Annotated in this window: 17 protein-coding genes, 1 tRNA gene and 1 pseudogene; 7 read left to right on the forward strand and 12 right to left on the reverse strand. The window is 53.8% G+C overall.

Annotation, left to right across the window (positions count from 1 at the left end):
- Both GJ633_RS05795 and mvk read right to left on the reverse strand, forming a co-directional pair.
- Nucleotides 1-599, reverse strand: a 599-nt coding sequence (locus GJ633_RS05795; RefSeq protein WP_321168930.1) for an isopentenyl phosphate kinase, incomplete at its 3' end; no start/stop codon positions are given.
- A 74-nt stretch (nucleotides 600-673) separates the two neighbouring features.
- Nucleotides 674-1,690, reverse strand: a complete 1,017-nt coding sequence (gene mvk, locus GJ633_RS05800) for a mevalonate kinase (protein ID WP_156587940.1) — start codon at nucleotides 1,688-1,690, stop codon at nucleotides 674-676.
- 109 nt (nucleotides 1,691-1,799) lie between these two features.
- Here mvk and GJ633_RS05805 point away from each other — a divergent pair, with 109 nt between their 5' ends.
- The 4 genes from GJ633_RS05805 (at nucleotide 1,800) to GJ633_RS05820 (ending at nucleotide 4,917) form a co-directional block, all read left to right on the forward strand.
- Nucleotides 1,800-2,084, forward strand: coding sequence for a hypothetical protein (locus GJ633_RS05805; RefSeq protein WP_156587942.1), 285 nt, complete (start codon nucleotides 1,800-1,802; stop codon nucleotides 2,082-2,084).
- Nucleotides 2,085-2,263: 179 nt separating this feature from the next.
- Nucleotides 2,264-2,338 (forward strand) — tRNA-Val (locus GJ633_RS05810).
- A 362-nt stretch (nucleotides 2,339-2,700) separates the two neighbouring features.
- Nucleotides 2,701-3,789, forward strand: a complete 1,089-nt coding sequence (locus GJ633_RS05815) for a type I restriction enzyme HsdR N-terminal domain-containing protein (protein WP_156587944.1) — start codon at nucleotides 2,701-2,703, stop codon at nucleotides 3,787-3,789.
- Nucleotides 3,790-3,792: 3 nt separating this feature from the next.
- A complete protein-coding gene (locus GJ633_RS05820; protein ID WP_156587946.1) occupies nucleotides 3,793-4,917 on the forward strand; it encodes a phospholipase D-like domain-containing protein in 1,125 nt (374 codons plus the stop codon).
- 25 nt (nucleotides 4,918-4,942) lie between these two features.
- Here the strand turns inward: GJ633_RS05820 and GJ633_RS05825 are convergent, their stop codons facing one another.
- The gene (locus tag GJ633_RS05825; RefSeq protein WP_156587948.1) at nucleotides 4,943-5,719 is read right to left on the reverse strand and encodes a hypothetical protein; all 777 of its coding nucleotides are present in this window, start codon (nucleotides 5,717-5,719) and stop codon (nucleotides 4,943-4,945) included.
- 1 nt (nucleotide 5,720) lies between these two features.
- On the reverse strand, nucleotides 5,721-6,350 hold the full coding sequence (locus GJ633_RS05830; RefSeq protein WP_156587950.1) for a hypothetical protein: 630 nt from the start codon (nucleotides 6,348-6,350) through the stop codon (nucleotides 5,721-5,723).
- 753 nt (nucleotides 6,351-7,103) lie between these two features.
- Between GJ633_RS05830 and GJ633_RS05835 the strand changes: the two genes are divergently transcribed.
- The gene (locus tag GJ633_RS05835) at nucleotides 7,104-7,907 is read left to right on the forward strand and encodes a CBS domain-containing protein (RefSeq protein WP_156587952.1); all 804 of its coding nucleotides are present in this window, start codon (nucleotides 7,104-7,106) and stop codon (nucleotides 7,905-7,907) included.
- Nucleotides 7,908-8,345: 438 nt separating this feature from the next.
- On the opposite strand, the gene GJ633_RS05840 is transcribed toward GJ633_RS05835, so the two are convergent.
- The 4 genes from GJ633_RS05840 to GJ633_RS05855 form a co-directional block, all read right to left on the reverse strand.
- Nucleotides 8,346-9,590, reverse strand: a complete 1,245-nt coding sequence (locus tag GJ633_RS05840) for a hypothetical protein (RefSeq protein ID WP_156587954.1) — start codon at nucleotides 9,588-9,590, stop codon at nucleotides 8,346-8,348.
- Nucleotides 9,591-10,310: 720 nt separating this feature from the next.
- Nucleotides 10,311-10,799 (reverse strand): Pycsar system effector family protein, encoded by a 489-nt coding sequence (locus GJ633_RS05845; RefSeq protein WP_156587956.1) that lies wholly within the window; start codon nucleotides 10,797-10,799, stop codon nucleotides 10,311-10,313.
- A 6-nt stretch (nucleotides 10,800-10,805) separates the two neighbouring features.
- The gene (locus GJ633_RS05850) at nucleotides 10,806-11,567 is read right to left on the reverse strand and encodes an adenylate/guanylate cyclase domain-containing protein (protein ID WP_156587958.1); all 762 of its coding nucleotides are present in this window, start codon (nucleotides 11,565-11,567) and stop codon (nucleotides 10,806-10,808) included.
- A gap of 243 nt (nucleotides 11,568-11,810) precedes the next feature.
- Entirely contained in the window at nucleotides 11,811-12,818 is a 1,008-nt protein-coding gene (locus GJ633_RS05855) for a site-specific integrase (RefSeq protein WP_197431258.1), read from the reverse strand.
- Between the two features lie 342 nt (nucleotides 12,819-13,160).
- Between GJ633_RS05855 and GJ633_RS05860 the strand changes: the two genes are divergently transcribed.
- Nucleotides 13,161-13,568, forward strand: coding sequence for a hypothetical protein (locus GJ633_RS05860; protein WP_156587960.1), 408 nt, complete (start codon nucleotides 13,161-13,163; stop codon nucleotides 13,566-13,568).
- A gap of 454 nt (nucleotides 13,569-14,022) precedes the next feature.
- Nucleotides 14,023-14,955: a DMT family transporter gene (locus GJ633_RS05865; RefSeq protein WP_156587962.1), complete on the forward strand. Its 933-nt coding sequence runs from the start codon at nucleotides 14,023-14,025 to the stop codon at nucleotides 14,953-14,955.
- A 52-nt stretch (nucleotides 14,956-15,007) separates the two neighbouring features.
- On the opposite strand, the pseudogene GJ633_RS05870 reads toward GJ633_RS05865, so the two are convergent.
- From GJ633_RS05870 to GJ633_RS05885, 4 genes and pseudogenes are all read right to left on the reverse strand, one after another.
- Nucleotides 15,008-15,365: pseudogene (locus tag GJ633_RS05870) on the reverse strand (thioredoxin family protein).
- 157 nt (nucleotides 15,366-15,522) lie between these two features.
- Nucleotides 15,523-15,927, reverse strand: coding sequence for a helix-turn-helix domain-containing protein (locus tag GJ633_RS05875; protein ID WP_156587964.1), 405 nt, complete (start codon nucleotides 15,925-15,927; stop codon nucleotides 15,523-15,525).
- 142 nt (nucleotides 15,928-16,069) lie between these two features.
- Nucleotides 16,070-17,080 (reverse strand): sulfite exporter TauE/SafE family protein, encoded by a 1,011-nt coding sequence (locus tag GJ633_RS05880; RefSeq protein ID WP_197431259.1) that lies wholly within the window; start codon nucleotides 17,078-17,080, stop codon nucleotides 16,070-16,072.
- A gap of 286 nt (nucleotides 17,081-17,366) precedes the next feature.
- Nucleotides 17,367-18,545, reverse strand: coding sequence for an inorganic phosphate transporter (locus tag GJ633_RS05885; protein ID WP_156587966.1), 1,179 nt, complete (start codon nucleotides 18,543-18,545; stop codon nucleotides 17,367-17,369).
- Between the last annotated feature and the right edge of the window lie 56 nt (nucleotides 18,546-18,601).

Consider the following 18,601-nt stretch of genomic DNA (forward strand, 5'->3'; position numbering starts at 1 on the left):
CCGAGCGCGTCGGCGACCGCCGCGAACTCGTCGATCGACTCGATCACCGCCCCGTCGGCGTCGAGGACGCCCGGCACCGTCGAACAGACGCCGACGCGCTTCGCGCCGAGCCCCGCGGCGAGCTCGACGACCAGCTCGTCGCCGGAGACCACCGTGACACCCTCGCCAGCGGTCGCGACGCCGTCGCCGTGGAGCACGGGGACGAACCCCTCGCCGAGCAGCGTCGCCGTCGACGAGAGGGGGAGGTCGAGGTCGCCGCCCGGCCCGGTCGGGCGCGCCGACAGCGAGAGCGGGTTGACGGGCACCGCAGACACGTCGCGGTCGTGCAATTTCCCGATCACGGCCCGGTTGAGCGTCGTCATCGCACCGTGGATGTCGGCCACCGCCGTCGCGTCCGCGGTCCCACGGGTCGTCGAGACGCCGTGTCGGCTCGCGTGGTGGTGGCCGAAGCTCCCGCCGCCGTGGACGACGACGAGTCGGCCGACCGATCCGGACGCGAGCGCCTCGGCGATCGCGTCACAGGCTCCCGCGAGCGCGTCGTCGTCGACGGTCTCCGGCCGATCTTTCCGGGTGATCACGCTGCCGCCGAGCTTGAGCACGACCGGCGGTCCCTCCTCCTCGACCGACGCTCCGTCCTCCTCGACCGGTGCGGGACTCCCGCGATCGCTGCCCGTCACGGCTCCACCACCCGGACGCCGTCAGTCGCCAGCGCAGCACGGAACGACTCCTCACACCCCTGCGTGAACGAGAGCGCGGTCTGGGTCTCCTCGGTGGGGTCGAGCGCGACGATGCAGCCGCCGCCGCCCGCGCCGGTGAGCTTGGCGCCGTGCGCGCCCGCGTTGCGTGCGGCCCACACCATCGCGTCGAGTGAGCGCGCGGACACGCCGAGCGCGGCGAGCAGCCCGTGGTTGAAGTCCATCAGCTCGCCGAGGTCCGCCAGCAGCTCCGGCGGCGGCTCGGTCCCCGGGTTCGCGTCGGCTAGCAGCGTCTCGCCCGCCCGCACGAGGTCGCCGATGGACTCGATCGTGTCGGCGGCGAACTCGTACTCCTCGCGCAGCGCACCGACGCCGGCCACCAGCTCGCCGGTGTCGCCGGCGCCGCCGTCGAACCCCACGACGAACGGGAGGTTCGGCGCCTCGATCGGCTCGCAGTCGTCGCCCTCCACTCGTACGGCACCGCCCATCGTCGAGCAGAAGGTGTCGGCACGCGACGCCTGTCCGTCCTGGACCTCGTACTCGGCGCGGTACGCCCGGTCGGCCAGTTCGCGACGGGCGAGCGGCTCGCCGAGCGCCCTTGTGGCGGCGTCGATCCCGGCGACGACGACGGCGGCCGAGGAGCCGAGCCCGGCACCGAGCGGGATGTCGCTCTCGACGGTGATGTCGAAGCCGGCATCGGGCGCGTCCGCCGCGTCCCGCGCCTGCCGCACCGCGGCGTCGACGTATCCCATCGCGGCCTCGACGAGCGGAGTCGGCACGTCGACGTCCGGCCGGTCGTCGGTGCCGCCGGCGTACTCCACGGTGAACCCGTCGAGCGAGAGGTCCTCGGCTTCGACGCGAACGTGGTCGTCGTCGCGGGGTTCGGCGGTCACCGTGGCGCGACGCTCGATCGCCGCCGGCACGGCCGGCTCGCCGTAGACGACGGCGTGTTCGCCGAAGAGGTACACCTTCCCCGGCGCTTCACAGACGGTCATACGCGTCATCTCTCTCCGCGTGCTTACAGGCGTTGCGCTTGGGCGGAGCCGGAACGGCGGCGGACCGATCGCCACAAAGGATATATCTGTCCTTCACCAAAGGGCAGATATGAGCAAACACTTCGAAGACGCGCGGTACTACCTCGGACGAGCGGCCGAGCACGCCAAGGCGGGCGTGAAAGAAGAGCTAGAGCCGGTCGAGGCCCGAGTGAAGGACCTCGTCGGCGTCGAGGCCGACGACGAACCCGAACCGTCGCGGCTGGATCGACTGCAGGCCGACCTGAAGGAACTGGAAGAGCGCGCCGAGGGCGAGGCCCGCGAAGCGGTGGCTTCGGCGCGCGAGCGCGTGGCCGCCTACCGCGGTCGCGACGCCGCCGAAGAGACCGAAGCGTAGCGCCGGCAGACGACGATTTCGGCCGTGTGAGGGACCGACCTGTGGCTCGTAGCTGTTGCAGTGCGTCGGCAAAGCTGTTCTCGCTGTCCGTCGTCCGACACACGATCACGGGTGTCCGGGCACCGATCTTCCCCACAAAGTAACTCTTAAGTCCCGAGGTTGGATACGTCGAAACGAGCGGGTTGGTGGTCTAGCCAGGTTATGACGGCTCCTTCACACGGAGCAGGTCGGCGGTTCGAATCCGCCCCAACCCATCCTGATTCTGTATGCTTCCTAATCGCCGTATGGCTTCGGGTACGTTATAAATAGTACCACAATTCTGTCATACAGATTCATTCAGTCCCTGTAACCGACCCTTCGCCGTCTGCCGGTTCACTCATAATTGAGTCTCTATAATCTTATAACCATATGCTGTATTGTACTCCTCTACGGCAGGCTCAGCGACAGTTTAACCGGACTGTTTTGAAGTGACACAGTAGGCTATCATTGGCGTGATTCTCGGCCACCGTGATATTTCATTAGCGTCCGCAAATCGGCGTCCCCCTCAAATTATCCAATCATAGCGGTCGTAGTCGGGTACATTGATAACAATGGGTTGAGCAATATTTTCACAATTATGGATGAAGGGGAAGTGAGGGAGTTCGTAGACCAAGCTCAAGCTACCTTAGAAGCCTCACCACAGATGGACGAAGAGGCGACGAAATTCCGTCTTGTTATCCCTTTCATCGAACTGCTTGGATGGGACTCGCGCTCAACGGAAGTTGAACCGGAGCATACGGTTCGGATGGCAACCGGGAAGACAAAAGTGGATTTTGCCCTACAATTAGGAGATACTCCGGTAGTGTTCGTTGAAGCCAAGCCTGCCCGTTCAAGTCTTGATGAGGATAGCATTGCTCAGCTTCGGAGCTATATGCGACAAGAATTGGAAGTTGATTGGGGAGTCGTGACTAACGGAAAATCGTTTGAGGTGTTGACGAAGGGGGACGACGGAAGACAGGAAGAAATCTCGCTCATACAGTTTGAGTTGAGTGACCTGAAGGAACGTCCCGACCTATTGGAAATTCTCAGCAAGGAATCGATTCAGTCCGGTAAATCAGATGAGATAGCTACTCAGATAGCACAGGCAGGTGAGGCTATTCTACATCTTCAACAGAACAAGGAACAGGTAGCGAGCGACCTCAACGAAGTTCTATTGGAAGAGATTGGTCCATCAGTCCCGTTGGATACTCAAGCACAAGCAACGGAGTTCGTTGATGGTCTGATTTCGGCTCTTGAGGAACAGCGAAGAGCAATAGGCACTACTTCATCACCTGATGAAGAGAGAGAGGTATCCACGCCTGATGTTGAAGATGTTCAAGATACGACCGGAGAGTACGTCATCAAAATAACGAACGGAGATACTGCTATTGCTACCTTCGCGGATGACAACCAAAGTGATGCGATGGCAGAAGCAACGAATTACTTCATTGAGAACCACGACTTGATTTCTGTTCTTGAGCCTCTCCCCTATGTTCCCGGTCGGAAGAACGCCCTCATCAATGACCAACCTGTTCACCCGGACGGGAAAGGAGAGATGAGAACACACCGTGAGTTGACTAATGGATATTACCTCTTTACAAGTTTCAACAAGCGGGATAAGAAGCGCCACGTACAACGATTTGCGGAGAAGTGTGGTCTTGAGGTTGAATTTGAAGGCGGTTGGTAACTTATGAGCAATCTCATCTACCACTCCGAAGAGAGTTACAACAAGGGAGAATCCCCATTTGATGCGGCTATCCGTGAAACAGCAGACTCCGAACAGGTGAGAATTGTCTGCCCATACATTAGCCCGACCTACGTGAAAAGCATCCTCAGCGACGTAGATGAGTGGCAGATTATCACCGATGTTGTGGCTTGGGTCGGGACGTTTCACGGCGACTCAAGAGATGAAATCAAGGAGTTCATCGAAGAGCATCAAGACCGGATTCACCACTTCCGTCATATCCACGCAAAAGTGGTTCTCTCGGATGATTCGGCAGTCCTTGGCTCAGCAAATCTCACGGAGAAGGGTGTAACCGGACGGACTGAGATGGGAGTTCGGTTTAGCGAGGAAGAGAAAATCAAGGAGTTGAGTGAATGGTTCACCCGGCTTTGGTCTGAAAGTGGCCCTGTTGACCTTGGGGAACTTGATGAACTTGTCCGTGCCTCACCATCTGCCTCTTCTACACACTCACAACCGACAACTGCCCTGTCATCAGACGCACCACGGGTGAGAGCGAGTTTCGTAGATGATGTTGACTCTCCCACTCAACTTCTCAATCAAGTGGAAGAGGATGATGACCGTAGGATGACGGCAGACCGCTTCTTCGGCGGAGTAGACAATCGAATTGAGAATTTGCGCTCAATGTTGGACTACATCGACGGTACATCTCCTTCAGAACCCGCCCTATGGTCGTGGTTGAGGGACAATACCGGGGCAGAAAAGGAGTCCACGATGGAGACTTACGTTCGGTTTGTAAGGACAATCGGACTGATTAGCAAAGATGGGAGAGAACATTCAATCACAGACGCCGGCGACTACTACCGAAGCTCGGGGGACTCCGATTTTCTGTTCCGTCATCTTAGTGAGAACGTGAAGGGATTTGAGACTCTTCTATCAATTCTGTCTGAAGGGCCACAGACTGAGAAACAAGTTCAAAGTGGTCTACAGGAAGCCTTTCCCGAGTATAGTTTGACCAAGGGAGTCATCACACGTCATCTTGAGTGGCTTCAGTCAATTGGATACATTGAAGAGAATAATGGGAAATATAGAATAACTGATGAAGGAAACTCAACTCTTAGAAACAGATATTGAGAGATAATCCACACACGTTCACTAACTAATCGTTATTGTTGTCACCGACTCCATTAGCTACCTGAACTTTCCGCCAAACATTAAACAAAATCTCAGCAATACGGGTTGCTTCTTCTGATTTTTCTTCTATCTCTTCTTCAGACACATCCACTTCTATAGAATGGGCACTTTCGTTCGCGTCGTGTCTGAACTTGTTTAACTCATCTATGAAATCGCTATCCAAGGAAAGCGAATAGTGTTGAAAATCTTGCTTATGTTCCTCAAAGTTATCAATAAGGATGGAGAACGGGAGATACTGAGCGGTGTCGGGATTAAAAAAGAGGCGAATTTCTTGATTTCCATAGTGACCCCGGAGAATATCGATTAGAAGAGATTCAAACAGTTTCCGTGTTAGAACCAAGGTAGCATCATACACCCTCACCCGGTGTGTTTGGTTTATATCCTCAATTAGTTGCTTATAGAATCGCTCCTCAGAATAAGTCACGTTCAAGAAATCATCTTCGCGGCGTTCTTCCGGATATTCCGGTAAATCAAAGAGTTCAGGGTAGTGTTCTTGTCCATCGTGGGAAAGAGCATAGCCGTCTCCCATTCGTATTATATACCCATCATCTACCAATTGACTTGGATACGCTGAGAGGTTCCGAGAGTCTACATCTACCCGTGCATCTGCTATAATATCTCTAATAGCCTGTGTTGTGACCGGCGTTTTCCCCTGTATTTCATCAAGGAAATAGAGCGCCAATCCGACTGTATGTTTCTCAGTTGAAACAGTAGAGTGCTTAATCAGCCGGTCAAAGTCCATATTATATGTCTTCTATAAGATTGGTAACTAATTCCTTTGCTTTGTCTTTTCCGGGTCGGCGGATTTCGGTTGTAGCAGTAGACCCTCTCCCTCTTCGATTGAGATATACCTCGGCTTCATCCAATTTATCGATATTTCCGAAATTGTCATCGTTTAGGCCTGAATCCGCGAGAGCCTGTTTCAATTCGGTCGTCTTCATCCTATCCGTGTCGTGGAACTCATCAAGAACGCTAAGGATGAGAACAGATGTATGAAGCAACCGTTCTGTTTCAGTATCGCCTAAACTATCCGTAGTCGCAATGACATATGGATGTTCAGAAATATCTCCATTATCAACGCGTCCTGTTTTCATCACACGCTGTAATTTGCTCTCAGGTATTTCCTGAAGGGTAGAAAAATCACCATTAGACTCATTTTGAGTTTCAACTTCAGATGTTGAGTCATTTTCCTCAGTATTCTCAGTAGTGGTCGTTTCGTTCTGAGTTGGGTTTTCATCCGGTTGGGAAACCGTTGGGGAATACCCGTCAACAAACTCAGAAAGTGCTTCTAACACTTCTTCATAATCATCTGTCTCATCTGCCGTGATTTCGGCTTCAATTGGCCCATCTTTGAAACTAATCGATATCTCCATTATGTCTCTCAAGGAGAAACCCATCTGTAATAAATACTGTTCTCTGTTACCATCCCGAGTACGGTCGCCACGGGTCTGATGACTCCCGACTGAGCGACTACTGATTCATATCAATATTTTGGTTGTATTGGCGTTAGAGTAATGGCGGGAATCGATTTATTCACTTATAAATTATTTAAACAGGGTAATCCATTCACAGTCTCTCACAACACTTCCATCTTACTGCCTCAAATATATCACCAAACAAACTAAAGGGGTTCTCAGACCTGTCACGATAACATCTTCGTGCGGAGCCGGAGCCAAAGTTGAAACTTATCCAATTCAGTAGTCGGTGTCAACCGATGTTATAGCGTTATAGAATCGCAAGACAGCGAGATGATTCAAGCGTCTGAGAAGCCGTCTAACGCCGTTGAGTTGGGTGTGATGAAAGACACTCTCCCATCGAAGGAAGGCCCTGTCAACGTTGAGAGAGGGGTCTACGGCGAAGCCACGGGTAGACCCTCACTTGCTGTTGAACTGAGCGATTTCCTTTTTCGCTTCTTCAGGGGCATCAGCTCCGGCGACCCCGATAGCCGCCTCACAGAATGGACAGCGGATTCCGTCTTCCTCAAATTGCCACGCCCAATTACACGAAGGACAATGAAGCATAGGTCTTCCCGATTTCTACTACGTGAGCCACAGTCTTTGCTCTTCGGGCGACTATGAATTATTAGACCTGTACCTCTTTATCGATTGAACCGGACATTTCGACTGATGTTTGGAGAGGAGTTCACAATCGGAGTGCGTGATTTGATGACTACAGAAATCTACTATTTGTCTTCCGAATACACCGTGAACGAAGCCCTTGTAGACCTACAAGAGAAGCAATTCAATGCCGCTCCGATTAAGGGAAATACATCCCCCTATCACTACGTCCGTAGAAAGAGGCTTGAGAGTCTTTATACGGATGGTTTTGGTTCAGACGACCTATTAGACCACGCATCTCAGATTGATTTGGATAGTCTGATTTCTCCCGATACAGATTTTGAGGAACTGATTGAACTTCTTGAAGAGAAGACAGTCTACTTTATCGGATGGAATGATAGGTTAGAGGGTATAATCACTCAGGCCGATTTGAATAAACTCGCATCACACACATACCTATACTCAAAAATAAATCAGATTGAAACATATCTGAGAGACGTAATACACCCCACAACATCGGCTCAAGTTATAGAAGAGAATAGTGAGGAAGCCCGTAGCAAATATGAGGATGATGGAGACGCAGACCTACAGTTACGGCTTGTTGACTACACTACCTTTGAGGATTTATACGAAATTGTAAAGCACCACCGCTCTTCTGAAGGAAACAATCCTATCTCTCAACAATTGCCATTTGACCAAGAAAATGCGGTGAGAATATTATACAAAATCAAGGAACTCAGAAATGATGTTGCTCATCACGGGAATACTATCCATATTATGGGGATAGACCAATCAACAGAAGATAACCGAGATATACGCGACCTTCGTAGAATCTACGATAATATGAATAAGATATTAGAATATAGTAGATAACAACGATATTAGTACCCACATATGGCCCGCTCAATTGAATCTCACAGCCTTTCTCTCTACTACACTCCGCTTCACCTAATCAGTAGAGCAAGGGGTCTGTGTTCGGATTCGGTGCTACTTTCATCTGTCCACTTCTATCAGGGAAACACCCCCTTTTCTCCATATATATCAATCTTAGAATCTTGAGGGAAACAGCATAGGTCGAGAGCAAAAATTCTGAAACCTATCAGCATACTTCCTCTATATCAACAAGCAAGGATACCGGGGGGTATCTTCTGAGAAATCCGATGTAACATCTTTAGCGACTACATCAAAATCCACGAATCTCAGCCGACCTTCCTCAGTAGGGATATTATGAAATTGGTCTACAAACCTATCATATAATTGGGTATCGGACACAGGTACACATAGAGGAAAAGAAAGGGAATGAAGAAGAGTCTATTTCACCCGACCTGAACTTTCCTCAGTATCCCTATTATCCTCGCTCAACTTCCTGAGTGAACGGGTGGCCTGATTCCACTCTTCATCGCCCGGAATCCGAAGTTTGCTGAGTCCGTGAGTCACGTAGAGTGTTTTTCGCCGGTCTTGAGGATGTGTCTTCCCTGAAACGTATTCTGCATCCTGAAGAATACTCAAACACCTACGCACTCGCTTCTTTACAGAACTCTTCTGTGTTCCGTCCCTCCAAGTAATAAGACCGCTCTCAACAAGTTGAGTGACTGTCGCTCCACCGTTCAGATAGGCGAATGCTTTCTGAACTTCGATGAGTGAGAAGTTCCCGGCTGACGGTCGGGAACCGCTTGTTTTCTTCGCGTCTTTCAACAGGGCCTGAGCCAAATCCGGGTCTACCTTGTACGGGATAGCTGTGTTTTGGATTGTCCGTCGCACGTAATCATCTCGCTCCATCTTGTATGGGTGAGCATCTTCCCCAACACGACCGCGTCGGTCACGGCAGGAGCGTAGAATATTCGCAATGTCTGTTTCATCAAAGCGCCAAATAAGAAGACTCCGGACTGCCGCTTGGTCGGCTTCGCTCAAACTGTCATATCCGCTTGGATTGATACAGGACAAGAGATAATTCAGTCGTTCGGAGAGCCGCCGCACTTCCTTGAGGGTGATTCCTACGTCGTTGGTCACTTCAGCCGGATTGAAATCATCAGGCAGGCTCCCAAGTGGCTCAATCGGTTCAGCCTTCGCGGATGATGTTGAGTTAGCGCGTGAGCCGGGACGGAGTTCTCTTGGTAGGTCATCGTTCGACAGTTCCGCAATGTCGGGGTTTTCAACCATATGGTAAATCCCGCCTGTTGGATGAACGGAGCCGGGAGCGTCTACGAACCAATTCGTACCTCGGACTGAACCAATACCTTTCAAATCTCCTTTTGCCTTCGCACAGCCAATATTTCCGGCGTTGATGAATGTAAGATGGTCGCCGGTTCCTGAACCGGAGATTACTCGGAGCGTCTTCCCAAGGTCGGGCCATTGGTTGGGTTCATCTCTATCCGCGAAAATCAATCCCTCCGTGTTGTGACCGGGCTTATCCGCATACAAGCAGAACCCTACCGCTCCATCCTTAATGGCCGCTATCGCCTCTTTAGGGGTGTGAAGAAGGTTATACGACTGTGCGCTATCAAGCCCAACTCCTTTCGATGAAATATCCGGTTCTTTCTCCCTGTTGACAGGCATCAGCCGAAGATTAGTCCAACCCGCATCAGCCAACTCTTGAAGATAGCCACGAAGTAATTCAGCCCGCTCGCTATCCGTCGTATTACAGATACATTTTGGATTGTCGTGTTCGTGATGGTGGCATTTCCTGTTATTGAGCCGGGGGGCTGATTTTGAAATGACGTGAGTTTGTCGCCGTTCAGCCCGTTCCTGAGCGAGTGTTTCTAAGGTCTTCTTAGGTGGTTGAAACTCTAATTGCCCATCCCTGAGATATGGGACAGCAATATCGCCTGTTTGAGTGTATATCCGATTACTGTCCGTCGTTTCGTTTATTACGCTATAATCCGTAGGTTCCAAGTGTAGTTCACTCCGTGGACTGCGTTCCTTCCATCATCAGGGAGAAGGCGGTCGGGGTAGGAATCGCCCGCCTCATCTACTTCATTCATTCAAATCGGTTAGCGGTGAGATTGGTCGGGGTCGTAGGATTCGCTCAACGTCTTCAGTAGAGAATCCCAATTTTCACCTCCGCGTTTCAGACTTTTCAACCTCTCTCGCGTGGACTTTTCACAGGGTATGGTGGTGCGGTCGGAATACGCCATTGTATGCGAATTGAAGAGGGGGTATAAAGTGAATCCTCGCTTAGTCCGTATCTGCGCTACACTCAAAGATTCGGGCTACAGGGATATTGCGGACCTTGGAGACTAAGCGCACAAGCGTGAATAGAAACATATAAAGAAGATTTCATACGGTGTAGATAATCATCGAAACCACAGCGAAAACCGCCATTAGAAGGGTAATACGAAGCGACCACCTAAGATAATAGTATTTTTGATGGGCCACTTTTGCAAGGTCGTAATTCTCCTTAGACAATTCTGATAGAGCGGAGTCCCCATCTAAGTCCTGAACAGCCTCAACGAATTTATTTCTCTCACCGTGTTCCAAGATGTTCTCCCAATAGATGAACCCATTTTCAGGTTTCGGAGTTCGGGGATATACAACAAGACCTGCGAGGAAGGCGGCTATCAGGCCGGAGATTGCGCCAAGTGAGGCGAATAGATTGAACAGGGTACTTGTCCCGTTGAGAATGTCGTTGATTATAGTAGCGGAAAACCCTAAGAAAGCAAAGAGAGCCGTGAGAAGGATTGATGCCTTATTATCTGCCGCTGAAATATACTTATTTAAGTGGTCTTGGGTTTTCTCTGCCAAATCTTCGGGGCCATAATCAACCATAAAATATCACTTGAGGTTGTCCCATATTGTTCCCTCCCAAGCCCCGGAGAAGTTGTAATAGTGAGCGGATACCCAATCGCTATCTGAACTCGGTCTATATCTGTAAGTACCGTGTGAGCCTTGGTCATTCAAATACTGTGACCAATTTGGATAACAATCACATCCTTCCGCGTCAACCTTTGTATGATGGCTAACAAGGTATTCGTGCTTGTCAGCACGTTCTTCTAAATCAGCGGCCATATTTGCAACCACACTAACCGCCGTCCGGCGACTCATCCTATTAACGCCTATCCGAGAGATGTATACGTCGCCCATCGCCGCCCCTGCTTTAATCTGAATCGGTTCTACATCATACTCCTCTAAAATTGGATTGATATGGTTTGCTAATGTATATTTTACAGTAGCAAGATATTCTAAAATCGTGTGAGCGATATCTACGTGGTCTTCCCCCGCCCCAAAATACGCCAAGATTCCATCGCCTGTATTCTTCTCAAAATACCCGTCATAATCCCGAACAATCTCCATCACCTCAGGAATGAAATTATTTAGCATAAATAGAACATCAATGTCATCATTCCGACTCAGGTATCCGGTTGAATCATAAATGTCTAAAAATACCAAACCAAGGTCAAAATCCTTCGCGCTCCCAATGGTCATATCTCCGGGGTCGGGCATACTGTAACTTGAGGGAATATGGTCTAACCTTTCATCAACAGTTTCAGCCCTCTCTTCTACTCGCTCCTCAATCTCATCCCGGTCAAAACTCATAGAGATGAGTGCGTAGAAGAGGGATATAATGATTGTTGACTGAACGAAGAAAATGAGAGCGTAGAGCCTACAGTTCGTTTAGGAACTCCTTTCTTCGCTCCCTCTTCTCCGACTAAAGCGATTCAATTCAAACGTAATTCATTCAGTTCGGTAGGCGGAACTGTCTATCTATTATAAACGAAACAGCGTCTTATCCAAATTGTGATATGAAAATGCCCCACTTGTATAAAGAATTAGAGAGTTTTAGAGATTGTCAAGGTGGGCTTTGCGAACTTGCCGTTTCTCCGATTCAGTTTGACGGTTGTAGTGCTTTTCAAGAATCTTCGGTGAGACATTAGCCCTATCAGACACCACTTCTTTCGGCACTTCTTCGTTCAGGTGGTAGGTGATGCTCCCCCTTCGAATAGGATGCGTTGAGATTGAGGAAGGACACTTAGATGAGTGACTGAAGGAAGTAGCCTCACACTCTTCAGGGTCTTCATCGTGGGGACACTCTCCGGAGTAGTAACACGGGCGGGTGATGAAGTAGACAATTCTACGAATTTGATTCTTGTAGAGGCGACCGTGGGTTGAGGTAAAGAGAGGCTTCCGTCCGTAGTCATCCGTCACATTGTCCCGATTGTGAGAGATGTAATCGTGTAGGACTTGGCAGACGTGTCCCTTCAGATTCACCTCTCTTTCTGCGTGTTGCTTATTTTTCAACGGAGTTTCGCTCTCCGGTCTGTGGTGTAGTTCGATATATCCTTCATTGGGATGAAAATCATCTACATCGATGGAGTAGACCGTACCCAACCTGAGAGCGGTATGCCACATCAGGTAGAACAGTCCGTGCCTCTTGGAAGCGTACTCAAACTTCTCAAGATATTCAAGTACGGCAAAGGCTCGCTCCGGCTCAATCATTTCATCTCTTGCGGCTTCTGATGGGTCAACGTCGGGGAGTTCTATTTTGTCGGCTAAACCATTCTCTACCTCTCCTAAGTTCTCACAGAACCGGACGAAAACCCTGAACGTGGACAATTGGTTTGATAGGGTGATTTGATTCACACCACCCTCATCCCGCCTGTACTGCTTGTACTCATAGACAGTTCGCCCATCCAACTCCGTCATATCATCAAAGCCCGTTGCTTCACAGAACTCCAAGAACCGCTTGAGATGGTAACGGTGGTTCTGAAGGCTTGATTTGGCTAACTCTGCTTCCCGGTCGGATAGGTACATTTCTACAGCCTTCTCGGGCTGAAATGCGTCGGTCATCCTTGTTTCACCTTTTGGATGAACCGACAGACGGCATAGGGATAGAGACTTTATTTCACGGAGCAGGCCGGCGGTTCAAATCCGCCCCAACCCATACTTAGTCTCATACAAACGAGTGACTACGTTGTGCCTGCAAAAGCTTTCTACGCCCAGTTTTGGGCTCAAACATAGATCAGTTGTCATTTCAACCCAACAGGATTCCTGTTGGCATGGACGCCGTGTCACGATCTCACGTAAATGAAGGGTGGTGACACAAATAAACGTGGCCTGGGGAAGCGCGTTCCGAAGCAGGATTATTTGGCATTCACCTTTTCGTCAAGCAAGTACCTGAAACTGAAACACATGGCGTTCGTGCTGGTGACGCGGTATCACCAACGAGGGCACGAAGTGTTCACATACAAAAATTGGGAGCAATTGTTCGGCCAACAAGATATCGAACTCAACAATTATCTGGTAGAGGAGAAGCAGACGCTCTATCGGAATTTCATAGAGTATGGTATGGCGTGTAACGTTGTAGAGTTAGAGGACGACCAAGGAGACGTGCTTGAAAACGGATATCGGATTAAGTCGAATGCGACCTCTGATGGGGAAAAACTGGAGGCGGAGCTAGAGGAGAAGATGGCAAAACACCATATGGCGGATGATTTGAAAGAAGAATTACTTGAACTCAAGTGGGACATTTTGGAGGAGATTCGGTCGACAGGCAAAACTACGCTTTCTGACTTCGTGGATTCTTCTGGAGATGAATGAATTGAGTCCAAGGACTCATTGACCTACCTATTATTGAATATCCAATTCAGAACGCTCTGTTGAATCCGATGACTGCGCGGGGATCGTCGATACACACCTCGGATGTACTCCCGAATCTACTGGGTTTCACTCAGCTTCATCCGCCAGCATCTGCTGGCCAGGACGATCCCACGAAAACACAGATCGAGAAATCACTCGGGACAGCTGTTCGTCCGGCCAAATATATCCCTCACTCCGACGCCTTCTGCGGATTCAACAGAGCACCTTGTTCCAAAACGGCAACGCCGAACTGCACGTCAACGTCACCAACACCGGGGGATCTGTTCGAGACAAGCAGGACTCACGAACTGTCGTCGACGTGGACGTGAAATCGAGGACGTGCTCGCCGAGGAGTAGCGCTGGCGGTCGTCTGGTTCGACACACATATCCCCGTCAGACGGCGACCTACTCAGGAATGAGTCGCTACCGAACTGCGGGCAAGTACCTCCTGTTGGCTGCCATCTGGGGGACGGCGTTCATGGCGACGGACGTCGGCCTCGCGGACCTCCCGGCCGTGCCGTTCGCGGCCATGCGCTTCGACGTCGCCGCCGTGCTGTTGTTCGCTGCCGTCGTCGCGTCCGGCACCGAATTCCGGCCGCAAACGCGCGACGACTACGCCTACGTGCTCGTCGGCGGCACACTCATGATCGGCGTCCACCACGCGTTCCTGTTCGCCGGCCAGCAGTACGTCACCGGCGGCGTCGCCGCCGTCCTCTTGGGGCTCATCCCGGTCGTGACGCCCGCGCTCACGCGGCTGGTATCCACTGACGAGGAGTTCACCGCCGCGACCGCGCTCGGCGTCGTGCTCGGGTTCGCTGGCGTCGTCGTCATCGCCGACCCCAATCCGTCGAACCTCGGGGACAGCGCCGTCGGCGTCGCGCTCGTGTTCGCGTCCGCGCTCGCGTTCGCACTCGCCGCCGTCCTCACACACAGCCGCGACCCGTCGCTACCGTTCCTCGCGACGCAAGCGTGGATGATGGTCGTCGGCGCGGTCGTCCTCCATGTCGCCGTGTTCGCGCTCCCCGGGCAGTCGTTCGCGGCCGCGACGTGGAATCCGTCCGCGCTGGCCGCAATCGCGTACCTCGGCGCCGTCGCCGGCGCCGGCGGCTTCCTGCTGTACTTTGTCCTGCTGGACTCACTGGGACCAATCGAGATAAGCTTCATCGAGTACGTGATTCCCGTGTTCGCGGCGCTGGCGGGCTGGCTCGTCCTCGGACAGGACGTGACCGCCACCACCGCGACCGGCTTCGTGTTCATCCTCGCGGGCTTCCTCGCCGCGAAGTACCACGCCATCCGGGCCGAACTCCGGCGGTTCGCCGACGCCACGCCGTCCCAGCCTGCGGACTAGCTCTCGACGGTCGCAAGCCGGCGATGACGAGCTCTCGTATCTCCTCAGTCAGTTACTCGGTGTACCTCTCGATCAAAGAGCGCAGTTGCTCTTCGCCCTGCAGCCCGACGATCTCTTCGACCTACTCGCCGTCGGCGAACAGGTAAGGGTTGGGACCCCCGAACGCCGTATGCGCCGGCGAGTTGCTGGTTGGCGTCGACGTCGACCTTAGCGATGGTCGCATCAGTCTCCGCGGCCAAGCGTTCGACGACGGGTTCGAGCATCTGACAGGGACCACACCAGTCGGCGTAGAAGTCCGTGAGGACGACATCGTGCTTGGCGACGACATCGTCAAGCTGGGACTGGCCGTTGATGTGGAGCGGTTCACTCGTGGTAGCGAGGCCAGCGTCGGATGCAGTATCGGTTGCCATCACGAGTACGTACACACCGGCGACGATTGGTAGTTTGAGTAACGAGTACAGTACTATACAATAGAATTTGCACGCGGCTCCGCAGGTACCTCTGTACTACAGGAGATCCCAGCTCACCGTCGAAACAGGCGAGATCTGAGACAGAAAGAAGTGGAGGTTAGCTTTCAGCAGCGGGAGCCGAGGTGTCGGACTGTTCGTACTTGTTCTCGAACTCCTGGATGAGTTGGCCCATCTTCGCGTACCAGTCGTTGAGCATCCGCTGCATGTCGTCGGCGATCTTGGAGGGATCCGTCGGCAAGTAGACGTGGTAGTAGCCGCCCTGGTCGTAGTTGATCTGGTCTTTCTCGATGAAGCCGGTCTGTAGCAGCCGTTGTACGGCACGGTAGGCGGTAGAGCGTTCCCGGTCAACAGCCTCGGCAATCTCGTCGACGGTCAGCGGTTCTTCGGCCTCGACGAGCGCCTGAAAACACTCCTTGTCGAGTTCTTTGAGGCCGTGGAAGCACTCCAGCAGCCCCTCGCACTCCATGTCCCGGCGGAGCTGTTCAGACATCGAATCTGGCATTGTTATCACTACTAGGTAGTGAATATGCCGATAAAAGGCTTGTGTATAGATTCCACAATCACGTGCCACACAGGCTATACTCGCTCGAAATCCGGAGTGAAAGCCCTGCGTCGTGTCCCATCGGTGCCGCAATCGAAAGGGGCTATCCTAATTGCGATGTAGTAAGACGACACCAGCGCCCAGTCTGGTCGGAGCGCAACCGACAGACGGCCGCAACCACGACAGCGCCACTAACGAGGAATGCGGCTCCGAAGATCAGCGCGGTGCTCAACAGGTTGAGCACCTCGATATCGTAGACAGTCCCGAGTTTGTTCGACGCGACAGCGAGACTCCCGGCGAGCAGCATCGCGGCAAAGTATCCCTTGATCTCGTCTTCGTCGACGAGATTTGTCGCGCCCGCCCCGATGCGCGCACCGAGAGCGCTCCCAAGGAGGAGGAACGCGACAACTGGGAGCGCGACGGCCCCGGATTGCGCGTAGGTGAACGCCCCGAACGCGCCCGAGATCGTGATCTGAAGGATGTCCGTTCCGACGGCGATCGCAGCGGGGACGCCGAGTCCGTACATCATCGCGGGCATTAGGAGGAACCCGCCACCGACGCCGAGGAACCCGGACAGGACCCCGATGACGAGACCGACAGCGAAGACGATCGTCCCTGAAACGCGGACGCCGCCGCGCAACGTCACCATCGGCGGGATGTGAATCGACTGGACGCGATCGGCGAGATCGGTATCGGCATCGCCGTCGTCACTGTCGTCAGTCCAGGAGTCACGGAGCGTAAACAGACCGACAGTAGCGAGCAGGCCGACGTACGCGACATTGATGACGAGATCGGCCATCCTAGTCGCTTCGAGGAAGAACACGACGCTCTTTCCGGCCTCGATACCGACGGTCATCGCGACGGTCATGATGACTGCGAGCTTGTAGTCGACCTGCCCGTGGTCGCGGTGGCGGAGCGCGCCGATGACGCTCGTTCCAAAGACGAATGCCAACCCGCTGCCGACGGCGACCGTCGACGGATATCCCATCACGAGCAGCGCGGGCGTCACGAGAAACGACCCGCCCATGCCGAAGAACCCGAAGAGGGTCCCGATGAGCAGCCCGAATCCAACGAACACGCCGACCATCAGAAGGCTCAATCCGAGTATCTCCATCGTCACTCACGACCCAACGCGTCGAGTACAGTCGGTTGGGCGAACCTCGTAAGTGCTCCGTACCCCACGTACAGCGCGATAGCTTGCAGAAAGACGATACCAACCGTGACTGCGGCCTGTGCTGATCCACTCACCGTTTCGAGACCGAACATCTCACGATACCACCGATAGTATTGTGAATATCATGGGATTCTGATCAATTCCGCATAGCCGACTTCAGTACTTAATAGTTGTGGAAATACCATACAATACTATCTGGAGGAGTACACTATATGTTATCTGTGGATTACACTAGGAGGAACGCGCCAGCGGCATACGCGAGCACGAACGCGAGAAGGAACGACCCTGCCCACGCCCCTACGGTCATACCGATTTTCCGGGCATCCACCGCTTCCCGACCGCCGACCGCGGCCCCGCTCCCGATAATGGCGCTGACGACGATCTCGTTGAATGAGACCGGGACGCCAAGCAGGACGGCCAGCTGTGCAATCAGGAACGACGGCACGAGCGCCGAGATCGAGCGCCGCGGCCCGAGCGACGAGTAGTCCTGGGCGAGCGACTTGATCATCCGGGGCGCACCCGTCCACGAGCCGACGAGCATTCCGAGGCCGCCGCCGACGAGCACGGCGAACGTCGAAACCATCCCAACCTCGTCGAGCAGCGGGAGCAGCGGCCCGACGGCGAGGCCGACCTGACTCCCGCCCGCGGAGAACGCGACGAGCGATCCGAGCGCCAGTAGTACCCGACGCAGACCACCGTGTTCGTCGCGACTGACGTCCCACCAGACGACGCCAGCGATGGCCAGCGCTGCAAGGGCCGTCATACCGACCGCGGACGCGATCCCGTCGACTGCCAGCAGTCGCTGCCCGAGCCCGCGGACAGTCCCCGCCGCGCTCCCCGCACCCAAGAAGCTAAACTGGACGTTCACGAGGACTGCCCCGACGAGGCCGGCAAGGACGGGAATACTGTACCGCTCGCGGACGTCAGGACGCGGAAGCAGACTTGCGATCGTGAACGCGATACCTCCGCCGACGAACGGCGTCAACATCCAGACGGCGGCGATCTGCTGGTACTTCGGCCAGACCGGCGTCCCGCCGAGGGCGAGGCCGACACCGATGACCGCGCCGGTCACGGTGAACGCAGTCGCGATCGGATAACCGGTCGTGATGCCGACCGCCATCAGCCCCGCGCCCAACACGAGCACGAGGATGACACCGGCGACGGGCAGGCTGATGCCGCCGACGAGACCGCTCCCGACGGCTTCCGAGACGTTTCCCCCCTGGGTAACGGCGCCGGCGAAGCCGAACATGCCGACGAGGAACGCAGCCCGCATCGTCCCGATGGCGTTCGCGCCGACAGCAGGGGCGTACGGCGTCGCGCCGCTCGACCCGGCGCCAATAACCCACGCCATGAACAGGCTGGCGAGCGCTGCACCGACGAAGAGGGCGATGAGAGCGGGGTCCATAGACTGGGTTTAGTCTGCGCCCGTCGCGGCGGTGTCACGCGCCTGGCTGCGGCTTC

Origin of the sequence: Halorubrum sp. CBA1125 (assembly GCF_009742825.1) — an archaeon.
Lineage (GTDB): Archaea > Halobacteriota > Halobacteria > Halobacteriales > Haloferacaceae > Halorubrum.